This window comes from Enterococcus sp. 9E7_DIV0242 (assembly GCF_002140975.2).
GTDB lineage: Bacteria > Bacillota > Bacilli > Lactobacillales > Enterococcaceae > Enterococcus_L > Enterococcus_L clewellii.
Map to the genome: position 1 here is coordinate 1,599,895 of NZ_CP147247.1, position 12,482 is coordinate 1,612,376.

At 36.9% G+C, this 12,482-nt stretch carries 8 protein-coding genes; all 8 read right to left on the reverse strand.

Annotated features, from left to right (window positions below):
* Positions 1–294: 294 nt before the first annotated feature.
* Positions 295–2,721 (reverse strand): glycosyltransferase family 2 protein, encoded by a 2,427-nt coding sequence (locus tag A5888_RS07430; RefSeq protein ID WP_212647223.1) that lies wholly within the window; start codon positions 2,719–2,721, stop codon positions 295–297.
* A gap of 33 nt (positions 2,722–2,754) precedes the next feature.
* Complete coding sequence (locus A5888_RS07435) at positions 2,755–4,128, reverse strand: hypothetical protein (RefSeq protein WP_086350432.1); 1,374 nt, start codon at positions 4,126–4,128, stop codon at positions 2,755–2,757.
* Between the two features lies 1 nt (position 4,129).
* Entirely contained in the window at positions 4,130–5,050 is a 921-nt protein-coding gene (locus A5888_RS07440) for a class I SAM-dependent DNA methyltransferase (protein WP_086350433.1), read from the reverse strand.
* 20 nt (positions 5,051–5,070) lie between these two features.
* Positions 5,071–6,351, reverse strand: coding sequence for an ABC transporter ATP-binding protein (locus A5888_RS07445; protein ID WP_086350434.1), 1,281 nt, complete (start codon positions 6,349–6,351; stop codon positions 5,071–5,073).
* 13 nt (positions 6,352–6,364) lie between these two features.
* The gene (locus tag A5888_RS07450) at positions 6,365–7,180 is read right to left on the reverse strand and encodes an ABC transporter permease (protein WP_339102025.1); all 816 of its coding nucleotides are present in this window, start codon (positions 7,178–7,180) and stop codon (positions 6,365–6,367) included.
* A gap of 278 nt (positions 7,181–7,458) precedes the next feature.
* Positions 7,459–8,850, reverse strand: coding sequence for a DUF6056 family protein (locus A5888_RS07455; protein WP_086350436.1), 1,392 nt, complete (start codon positions 8,848–8,850; stop codon positions 7,459–7,461).
* A 135-nt stretch (positions 8,851–8,985) separates the two neighbouring features.
* The gene (locus tag A5888_RS07460) at positions 8,986–11,862 is read right to left on the reverse strand and encodes a GBS Bsp-like repeat-containing protein (RefSeq protein ID WP_086350437.1); all 2,877 of its coding nucleotides are present in this window, start codon (positions 11,860–11,862) and stop codon (positions 8,986–8,988) included.
* A gap of 173 nt (positions 11,863–12,035) precedes the next feature.
* Entirely contained in the window at positions 12,036–12,422 is a 387-nt protein-coding gene (locus A5888_RS07465; RefSeq protein WP_086350438.1) for a GtrA family protein, read from the reverse strand.
* Positions 12,423–12,482: the final 60 nt, after the last annotated feature.

The following is a 12,482-nucleotide window of genomic DNA, read 5'->3' on the forward strand; positions in this document are numbered from 1 at the left end:
GTCTATTTTAAATAAGCAATCTGCGAATAGTGTCACTGGTTTGAGATTTGGAAAAACAGTTTGTGCAAGATAGCAAACTCGGCTTAGCTATATCATATCAACTTCTACGCATAGAACATACCAGTCTTGATAGGTTGGCATTTTCTTTTGCTCGATGTTTTAAGATCTTTTAACAGCAAAAAAAGATTGGCGCATTGTCAAATTGACTAATGCTCCAATCTTTAAAGTCAAACACTAAGTACGAGACCTAACTGATCAACATCGATTATTTATGATCGTTCTAAAAATATCACTTTAAATGGATTTTAACGCAAAATTCTGTGTGTCTAAAGAAAGATTAACATTGTAATATGGATCACCATGTTCGATAATATCAGGCCATCGACTTTGAAACACAGCAATTTCATTTTGGAATCGTTGAATTTTTTCTGGAGTATCTTCTATTCCTCGAGATTTAGACTCATAATGATACAGTTCAGCATATGGATTATAGACGATCAACTTCCCTAAGGCTCTAACCTTCAAACAGAAATCAATATCATTAAAGGCAACTGCCAACTTTTCAGAAAAGCCTTGTACCTCTTCAAAAACTGAACGTTTTACCATCATACAGGCGGCTGTAACCGCACTGCAATTCTGAGTAATAATAATCCTGTGGAAATATCCGGTATCTCCTGGAACATGGTTTGCAAAGGAGTGAGCAGCAACGCCGCCAAGACCTACAACTACTCCGGCATGCTGAATAGTTCCATCCGGATAATAGAGTCTTGATCCCACAATTCCTACATCTTCACGCATCGCGTAATTCAGCAATTCTTCAATCGTCTCAGGATTAATAATTTCTACATCATTATTCATAAACAAATAATAATCTCCACTGGCAAAAGAAGCCCCATGATTATTGATTGCTGAATAATTAAAGGTCCCTTCATACGTAACGATTTTCACACGCGGATTAGCCGCCTTCAGCTGCTCATAATAATCAAACGTCTCATCCTCAGTACTATTATTTTCTATGATAATGTACTCATAATTCTTATACGTACTTTTTTCTTCGATTGAGTCTATGCATAGTTTCAAATCATCAACGTGATCCTTATTAGGAATAATGATTGAAACCAATGGATCACTACTTCGCTGTAACCTGGTTCGATATAAGCCAAAATACTCACCATCTTCAACGGTAGCCTTTATGCCAACACGATCGTAATGTTCTTGGACAGCCTTCTTACCTGCATCGATTGCATAACGTTTACTTTCCGGATTTTCAGAGGTAGAATCTTCAGAAATACGCCAGTGATACAGTATTTTCGGAATATGATAAATGTAACTCGTAGCTTCCACACATCTAAGCATAAAATCATGATCCTGTGCGCCATCAAATGCGGAGCGTAGCATGCCCACTCTATCAATAATCTCTCGTTTTACAACAGTAAAATGACAAATATAATTTACTGAACAAAGCATATCAATACTGAAATCCGGTTTAAAATGCGGTTGGACGTATTGTCCAGCTTCATCAACTTTGTCCTCATCTGAGTAAATCACTTCAGCATCCGGGTGTTTATTGATCAAAGAAACATTTTCAAATAAAGCATTTGCTGTTAGTAAATCATCGTGATCCGCAAAAGCGATATAGTCTCCGGAAGCAATCTTTATCGCTTCATTGGTATTGTCAGATATATGCAATTGTCTCTCATTATGCACAGCTTTTATTCGTTCATCTTCTGATTCAAACTTTTCCAATAGGCTTCGTATAGGCGAATTTTCGCCACTACCGTCAGATAGACAAAGCTCCCAATTCTCGTAAGTTTGTGCTTTAACTGAAGCGATCAATTGTGTCAGATAGTGTTCGGGCGTTTTATACAAAGGAATCACAATACTGATCAATGGACGATAGTCGAATGAATGAACTCTTTGCTGCTTGAGCTCATGTTCATCTGGAAGATGATGTACGATCCACTCCTGATAACTAACTTGCTTAGGTTGATCAGGAAGTGCTCTGCGTTTAAGCTTTCTAAAGACTGCTTTGATGAATCGACGATAGCCTTCTGTTTTTATCACCATTCGTGCCTTTTTTATTAGCGTTTGAAGGCGTTCTTTTCTATAATGTCCTTTGCTTAAGTGAAGCTCCTTATTGACCACAAAACTATCGTTACGAATAATCAACGAGCTTTTCTTATTGTTTCCATATTGAAAAGTGATGACAAATCCATTGTCCTGCTCCAAATCATATTCTGGATAGACAGCTAAAACATCTCGACGCTTCACCCGTTCAATCTCAAAAGGAAGATTACTATTTTTATCTCCGGTAAGAATGATTTCAACTGGTTCTGATGAGACGATCCAGCCCTCTACTCTACATGTTCTAGTGGCAAAATCAACATCAATTTTGTCATAGCAAGTCTGAATAGGTATTTTTTTCTGTAACAACGTAGGAACATCAACTTCAAAGCTAACTTCTTCTTTTCCATCATCAAGACTAACTATCTTTAAAGTTCGATAAGAGTCTAATGATTCTGGCAGAAAAACAATAATTTTTACGAATCGACCGATTACATCCTCTTGCAACGCATCTGATTCTTCAACTTCATAGTCCAATTGTTGCTCATCTAATCTAATACTGATGGCTTGATCTTTATTTAGCCAGGCATCAACAATATATTTGGATTTATCCTTTAAATGAAAACGATCACTTCTTACCCAAAAACTATTATCCACTGTTTTTTTCTCCTCGATTCACACAGTTTCCCATCAGTTCTTTCTGAAGGTCTTCTTGTATTGTTCATAGGCTTTCCAGATTTTCGTATTCTCCATATTGGTAATTACTTGTTTCTGGTACGCCAATTGCTTCTCTTTGTCTTCTAATACCTCTTGACATTGATTCATTTTTTCATTGATTTGTTGATTCTCTTGTTCTGATTGCTTCAGTTTTTCTGTCAGTAATTCTTGTTCACTAAATACAGTTTGAAGGACTTCTCTCTCTTGCATTTCTGTCAACTTGATTTGATAGCGGATAGTCAGTTGCTGGACTTCTTTTAAGTTAGCTAAAATCAGCTGTGGGTCCTCTTCTAAAAATACGACCTGATCTTCTTTTGTAAAAATACCATTTGTAGCAAAAACAGGTACCGCGAGTCCTTTTTCATCTGTAATCTTTAAGCCAGACACATTACATGAAAGTTCGTGAGGATCTAAACGTAGAAAATCCGTTTCTGCTTGCAAGTCAATTTTAAGAGTTACTTCTTTATCGATATTGCAATGCAAAAGAAAAGAATTTTCCTCAGAAAAATCATATGTTGTACTCTCAAACACTTGGATAAGTGCATTTCTATGCATCTTCTCTTCTTCGTAAATTCGTTTTAGATCAATACCTCCGGGAGAAATATCCTCATGCATTTCTCGTATTGGTACTACTATGTTTTCTTGCTTCTCATCACTCAATAAGAATTTCACCTGAAAATGTTGTTCCATCGAGGCATAAATTTCCTGCTCAGCTTCAGTAATACCAGCTTGTTCAAACAGCTCAACAACATTCAGTCGACTTTGGAAATGACTGTTTGCAATAAAATAATGCAGAATACGATAAACAACAAAATTGGCAGGAATCGGAAAATCAAACGTCCATTCATAATCAATGATTGTCCATTTCTCAGTCAAAATAACGTTATTCAAGACCATATCAATATTAGTTACTTCTGCGGAAAGCGCCGTATCAATCTGCACATCGCCAAATGTTTTAATGAATTCTTCCGTCTTAACAAAGGGGTGTGTCATTCCGCCTTTTTTCACTTCATTTATATAAGAAAAAAGAAGCGTATTAAACTGCTCAATCTTCTGTTTTTTTAATAATTCATTCAACTCGTTTTCTAATGTCAGCTGAGTCAGATACTCCAAAGCAACTTTATCCTGACAATAATCACAGTGGTTTAACTCGATTTGAGTTCCCTGATAGCTTTCGCTTAATCGCTTATACCAAGTATGAATATTTTTTATATGCTGTTGGCCTTCAGGATAGAGATTCCTTTTAAAAACTGTTAGATGATCGGAGTCATCAGAGACAATGTCCGTGCGAATAGCAAAACGACGAGCTCTTTCATTTGAATATTTACTGAAAATCAACTTCTCCATATCATTGATCTCCTTTCAACACTGTTAAAAACGAGTTTGAAAAAAGAGGAAACAGTCCGCTTTTCACTAGACTGTCATACGTTTTTGTTTCATCAAAAACATTCACTCGTAAACGATCATAATTCTGATTGATGTGCAAATCGCCCAGTTGAGGCAGATAGTCATCTGAATAAATATATAACGGGAGCTTGTAATCAGGATATGGATAATAGAAATCCACCTGTGAAAAACCACTCTTGTTAAAAATAGTCTGCAGCTCCGGTTTTGAGAATGTTGCTGCTATTCCATCATGATGATAGCCCTCAATCCCATCGTATAGAATACCGGAATGATCCTCAGCACAGCCGGCAAAGTACTTTAGACCCAATCTATTTTCAATCGCAATCACGATTTTACCATTTGGTTTTAGATGCTTTTTGATGATTTTTAAAAAATCAACATACGGATCTTCAGAATCTATGTATCCTTTACCATATTCAAAAACACCAATCAACGTAATCCAATCATATTTTTCAGACAGAGACTCTTCCACATCTTGGAAATTCCCAAGCTTGATCTCAATATTTTCTTTGTCCTTGTTTCGAGTAGCATTAATTAGACTTCTTTTTTTTGATAAGTCAATACAGTCTACTTTTTTTGCTTTTTCACTCAAGATGCCAGTAATTGCACCACACCCGGCACCAATTTCAAGAACACTTTCCGTTTTTTCAATAGGCAACCATTCTATAATATTTGTCCGCAGATGCGATAAATGATACAGGATCGCCCAATCCTTGCTTTCTGCAATCACTTCATTGTATTTTTCCTCAGGGTAATTTGTCACGATTTCCAACAGTCTGTCTTCAATTGCACCATCACTGTAATAATCTTCACCAGGATAGTGTGTTTCGTCTAGCTTCACTTTACCAACATATGTATCCACGCCAAGACCCCTTTCACTTATCATTGGATAACTTCAACTTGAACTTTAGAGTCCATATCAAAGTAACCAACTGTATCTTTTGAAGAAATAACCATAATATTACAAACATCATACAACCTATGGTATACATCAAATTCTCCCTCAGTATATCCTGTACAGCCAAGAGACAATAAATAGTTTCCACCTTGAATCGGCATGTTCTGAGTAAACGAAACCTCCAGAATAGTTCCTTTTTTCCGATTCTCTATTTTTACCTTTTCAAACATACTGTTTGTTCCTGAAATTTCAGTTCCTCTTAAGTCTTTGATTGTAAAGGCATAAATACCATCTTCCAAATCCTGATTAAACTTGATTTTCATTTTGATCGTAAAATCACTGAACTTTTCAATGGTATTGGTTGGGATTTTCTTTGAGTCAAGAATTGTAAAATCAATGATTTCTGCCATCTTGTTCCCATATTCCAATACATTAGGATTTAATGTAAATGGCTTCTGCCAGCTATCTATTTCCGCTGACTCGATCTCTTCCAATTCATTCGCCCCTTTTGGCGAATCATAAGCCTGAATACCTTCTTGCTTCACAAGGACTTTCTTGAATAGATCCACCATTTTTTTCGGCGTTCCTTCATCTAGTTTTTTCCCATTGTTTAACAAAACAACACGATCACAGTATTTAGAAATACTCCCTAAATCATGACTAACCAACAGAATCGTCTTGCCATTTTCTTTAAATTCTTCAAATTTCTTATAACATTTCGCTTGAAAAAATACATCTCCAACAGATAACGCTTCATCGACAATCAATATTTCCGGTTCGATGTTGATTGCAATCGCAAAAGCCAGTCGGACAAACATCCCACTGGAATAAGTTTTGACCGGTTGATTGATGTAGTCACCGATATCCGCAAAATCTAAAATTGCTTCCAGTTTTGCATCGATCTCTTCTCTTGAAAAGCCAATCATCGTACCATTCAAATAGACATTTTCCAATCCGGAATATTCCGGATTGAAGCCCGCTCCAAGCTCAAGAAGAGCAGAGATGCGTCCATTAACTGTTACTTTTCCGCTAGTAGGGTTCAATACACCTGTAATGATCTTCAGGCATGTCGACTTCCCAGAACCATTTGTTCCGATGATTCCAATTGTTTCCCCTTTTTTCACATCAAAGCTGACATCATCCAATGCGTAATGTTCACTGGATTTCACTTTCATTCCCAACGCTTCTTTTAATCGATCCGAAGGCTTGTCATACAGATGATAGACCTTGCTCAAATTCTCTATAGTAATTATACTTTCTGACATATAAGTTCCCCTTCTACAATACATCCGCAAAATGGATTTTTAATTTTCTGAACAATGTTATTCCTATTAAAAACAAGACCCCTGTTATTGCCCAAAAATAAAGAGTTAAACTAGGATATTCCCAGAAACCAATCTTATCTATTAATGTTGTGCGATACCCATTCACAATATAGTACATTGGATTTAATTTCAATATTGATGCAATGAGGCTATGTTCGCCTATATTCAAATCAGGAAATGCCCACATGATTGGTGTCATCCAGATTCCCACCTGTAGCACGATATTAATAATCTGTGTCAAATCTCTGAAAAAGACAACAATTGAACTAGTCAAATAAGAGACAGCTAAAACAAAACAAAAGATACAGAAACTATAGTAAATCACCTGTAAATAGTACAAGTCCGGTGTCATTCCATGAGCCAAATAAAGCAATAGAACGAACCCAAGGAAAAAGACATGAATAAAGAAAGCAGACAACACCTTTACCATTGGTAAAATGCTGATTTTAAAAACAACTTTTTTTACAAGATAATTATATTCAATAAATGTATTGGTTCCTGAAACAAGCCCTTCCTGTAAAAAGAACCATGGAACTAGTCCTGTCACTAGCCATAGAACATACGGTGCTCCACGGTCTGTTCCATTTTTGAAGATACTTCCGAAGACAAACCAATAAACTAGGATTGTGACGATCGGTTGGATAAACGCCCAGACGATTCCCAAATACGAGCCAGCATATTTGGTTTTGAAGTCGTTTTTAGCGAGTGTCAAAATCAGTTTTCGATTTTGATATAATTCGACTGGTATGCTCATTAACTTTTTCAACATAAACTCATTCAATCTCCTAAACTACATTATTTTACTAGTATTTTCCACATTAAAACATCAATAGATTATATCACTTATTTTGAATTCAAGCAATTTATCCCAGGGTTCGTAAATAAATATTTAACAATCTCAAATCCTAAATGCCCACGTAACTGAAAAGTCGTTTTCTCCCTATAAAACAGACAAAAAAACGATTTTATGCTCAGCTAAACCAAACATAAAAATCGTTTATAATTACGAATGCTCTCTATTCTTATACATAGATCAGCATTTCCGTTTTATCGATTAAAAAATGCTAACAAGAATGTGCAAAAGCCTAATACTGTTATAGCCAAGCCAAGAACTTCACTTTTAGGTTTAGAGATTTTTCTCAGCTCATTCAGGAGCAGTAGTACCAAGAATACAGCAACCATATATGTGATAAAGTATGTCCGTATCCCTGAAGCCCAAGAAGTAGGTGAGAAACCTATAATTACTCTTGCAGATGCACCCATTAAGAAGATAAGAGCTGCAAGAATCCCGACTTTAGGATCTTCAAAGCTCGTCACTAAGCCCACAAGCAAGCATAAAATCAACCCCAAAATCAGCAAAGTAGGAAGCCAAGTGCTCGGATGTCGGAATGCTATACCTGTCCCTGTATCTGCAAAAATCTCATTTAATCGATCTGTCGAGAAAATAGCACTTAAGTGATTTGAAGCATAGTGGGTAAATCCTAGTCGCATCGTTCCGCCGAGATAGACCATAACGTTAAATCCAAGTGGGATCATTGACAAAAATCTTACATAATAGTTTTGACTTCTAGTAAATGCCAAAAATGCAACTAAGGCAAATAATAGGAAGAATAGAATATTTGAATCAATGAAAAAGGGTTTACCAAATGAAGATAGCCCGATATCCAATTTGTTGATGAATGAGAAATTCTCAAACGCCGGAAAACGTACCTCTGTTTCAATCCCTGTTCTCGTTGTAGTCCCAGGAGACAAAAGAAACAAACCTAATCCAGCCAAGCTCAGTAGTGAAAATGCAAGTAGCTTGAACTCATATTGCTTCTTCTTAAATAAATAAATGCTGATGATTGTTGTAAACACAAGGAAGCACGAATTAACTTGCTCCTGATTCAATGCAAAAACAGCAGCAGCTAAACTAGCAACATAAATCGGAATAGTTATTTTCTCCCCCTGCAGCTTTTGATAAAACGGGTAAAAAGCAACTAAAGCAAGAAAAACAGCCCAATGATAATTTAGCGCTGTCGCGACCCAACCTGCTTCATCCATCATTCCATAAGGAACAAAAGAATACACACCAAAGGTCAAGAACAATCTTTTCCCTGTTATTTTAGGAAACGCATATTTTGTTAAAAGCCATACAGTCCCTGTCATCACAGCGGCATTCAAAATTTTCCATAAAGTAAAATATTTTGCCAAATACATCAGTACAGCTTCAATGACAATCCGTGCACTCCAGCTCTCATAATGTGCCTTGCTGGCTTCAATTAACCCCATCGAATTTAAGCGATCAAGATAGGTAATATCATCTCCACTTACAGCTGCCATATAGAAATTAAATACCAATGTTAAAAATGCAATAATCAATAATGGCACCAGATAATCTATTTTTTTGCCAACATTGCCTCTTTTTTTAGTATCCCCTAAGGAATTTGGATTATCCATATTTGCTCCCTTCGCATTACTACTTTTTTACTATCAGTCACTTATGAACAGGTAAAATTTCTGATGCAGCCACCGAATGAACAAGTAATTGCACCAGAAATAATTCAGCTTGCTATGCCTCTTCAAACGACCTTATTATTTTACCGCTACAGGAGAGGTGCTTGCAACCTTTACCACGCCATTTTTAGCATATAAATACGCATGAACATTATAAGAACCTGTGGCATTCCCATGATTTTTAATTGCAATGGTTGCTTTATAGGTCCCATTTGCTTGTTTCGTCGCTTTGTACCAACGCAAATCAGACTGATTGGCTTTATTCCAAACAGGAATACTGATTTCAGAAATCCCCGCTTTACTGCTTCCAGTTGCTGTTACTGTAAAGGATTTTGTTGTTCTATTATACGCACTGGCCACAACAGTCAATGTAGGCTCAGCAACATTGAAGGTTGTCGCTGCAACCATTTTTTTCGTACCATTTTTCAATGTTGCATAGGCATGGACCTGATATTGCCCAGCATCTTTGTGATTAGCTATCTGAATATTTGTTGCATAAGTCCCATCGCTATTCCTAGAAGCTTGATACCAACGAATATCATCCTGTCCATTTTTTGAACTCCAGGTCGCAAAATGAACCGCTTCAGCAGTACCATAGACGCCCAAATTAACCTTCAACTTAGCTGCATAAGTTGTTTCTGCATTATTCCCAGTTACAGATAAGCTTCCCGAAATAGGTGTTTCCACAACTTTTAGAGGAGTCATCCCTGCTACACCAGTCAAGCTATTATTCGTCTTCACATAGGCATGTGCCTGATAAACACCAGTATTGTATTTATGATTTTTAATATCTACAGCCACCTTGTATTGCCCGTTTGACTGTTTCGTTGCTTTGTACCATCTTATGTCGTTTTGATTCGCTGTACTCCATACAGGCACTTCAACTTCTTTTATTCCTGCAGGTGCGCTCGCTTTGACAAAAATATCAAATGTTCCTTTATTTTTATTATAATTGGTCGACGAAACAGAAGCTGTTGGAGCAGCTATAGTGAAGCCAGAGCCAGATACAATCTTTGAAACACCTGAAGTAAACGTCACATAAGTGTGGACATGATAGTAGCCTGCCGTTTTATGTCTGTTAATATCAATTGATGCCTTATATTTTCCATCGCTTGACTTAGACGCAGTATACCAATAAAGGTCATCTTGATCATCCTTAGCACTCCATACAGCATATCTAACATTTTTTATCGCTCCAGCTGAAGATGAGCCGGAGAATTTAGTTGATGCGATAATTGTTTTCTCCGTCTTGGCCGAATCTGAAAAGCTGACCTCAGAAGTCATTTCCTGAACAGTTACTTTTTGTGACAATCCAATCACTTTACTCAAACCATTGTTTGCATAAATATAAGAATGAACATTATACACACCTGAATTATACTGATGGTTCTTCACATTTACAGTAACCTTATATGTGCCATTTGACTGCTTCACACCTTCATACCAATAGATGTCAGACTGATTGGCTTTGCTCCAGACTGGAACCATTACTCTATTAATGCCAGAAGGTGTACTTCCACTCACGATAACATCAAAAGTTCCTGCAGCTTGGTTGTAGTTACTTATTTTAGCTGTCCCCTCCACAGAGGATACAGAAAAATTCGAGCTACCCAACATAATATTTGCACTTAGATGCGGCAACATTTGAACATAAGCATGCGTTATATAGTCACCTACTGTATTATGTTTGGAAATATCAATATCAGCACTCCATGTACCGTTATTATTCAACTTTCCTTCATACCAAACAATGTCATCCTGTCCATTTTTAACAGACCAAGTTGGGAAGAAAACCTTGTAAGGCGTGTACCCTCCTGCTTCTACCTGAGCTACAGCCTTGAATGTCTTCTCTTGTTTAGAGCTGTCCGCAACAGTTAAGCTGCCTGTAACTGGAATACTTGAATTCCATTGTGCACCATTAGTAGTAAACAGCCCAGTATAATCCGTATTGATATCAAATGGATGAGCTATCCCCGGGAAATAAAAATTGGAAGACCATTGCCATGAAGAAAAATCACTGTTCCAATTTTGAGATGCAGTTGGTGTGTAAGGATATTGAGCTACCCATATATTATTTTTGCCAAACATACTTGTACTAAACACTCCGCCGGCTACATCCAGCCAGCTTCTAGAAAGATAATACGCAACATTTCCATAACCAGAGCTGTTCAATTTATTTTGAAAAGCTTTAGAGTTTGCGTTAACGGAAGCTGTTCTCATTTTGGCTTCTTCTATATCTGAAACCATCACTGTGTTCGCTGGCAGAGATAATGACTTCGCTTTGCTGGCGAAGAATGCAGCTTCACTTTCCGCTTCAGCTGTTGATACATAATGAGAGTAATGATAAACAGATACCTGTAACCCAGCTGCCTTTGCATTAGCAACTTGTGATTGCGCATATGGATTAAAATAAGTCGTACCTTCAGTCAGCTTAACAACAACTCCCTTTACACCATAGGTCATCATCATCTTATATTGACTGGTTGTAATTGTTCCGTTATGAGAAGATACATCAATGAAGCTTACTGATGGTCGATTGGCTTCACCAGCATTTACCTTATCAATCGTCGCCCTAGTCAAACTACGACTAGAAACAGCTAAATCAGACCTACTTGCAGGAGAAGGTTCAGTATAACCATCCTCATCTTGTGCGTCTTCAGGTTCAACTATCTCTGTTGTCTCTTCCGTTGCTCCAGTTTCATCAGTTGGTTCAGAGCTTTCCGCATTGTCTTCCATATTAGAAGCATCCATTTGTTCTGAGCTGTTCATTTCAGAGATAGAACTATCTACTACATTGTTAGATACTTCTGGTGTTTCATTTGCTATTGGATTTTCCTCGATTTGATCATTTAATGTTGCTACAGTCCCCTCTTCCGCGGAGACAATACTCACCGGAACAGAATATCCCGCAATTACACTCCCACAAATAAGTAACGTCACTAATTTTTTTATCATCTTTTCCTCCAGCTTTCGTCTTGCATCATTAGATTTTCATACTTAAAGTTAAAAAAACTCAAAAATGCACAACTACCTATCCATCCCAATAAAGAAAATTACTTCTCTACTTACTCTCTTTCTTCAAAACTTTCATTTAGAAAAACTTTTCTGATAGCTATGGTTATCTTTGTTTAGCTCTTTTGCTTTTCTTCGAGCAACATTTGTCTTGCAACAAAATTGAACACCATCGTCAAGCCAGTTGCAAAGAATTTTGCCAGCATATAATACATATTTAACCATTCTATGCCTACATACATGACTGCTTGATTTATAAGTAACCCAATCACTGATGTTCCTAAAAATATTAAAAGTTGTGTTCTTACAGTAAGTCCCTCTTTAGCAACAAAAACATACTTCATACTCGCAACATAATTAAAAATAAGCGACAGTCCAAATGCAAGTGTTGTCGCTATGTACACATCTACGCCCAACAAAGATTTAAGCACAAACAAGCTGGCAAAATCAATCAGCGTAGCAATAATTCCAACAATTCCAAATCCAACAATCTTATTTAACATAGCTTTAGATAGTTCCTTTCCAATACTAAATGCGCTCAACTGTTTCCATTACCAGACACT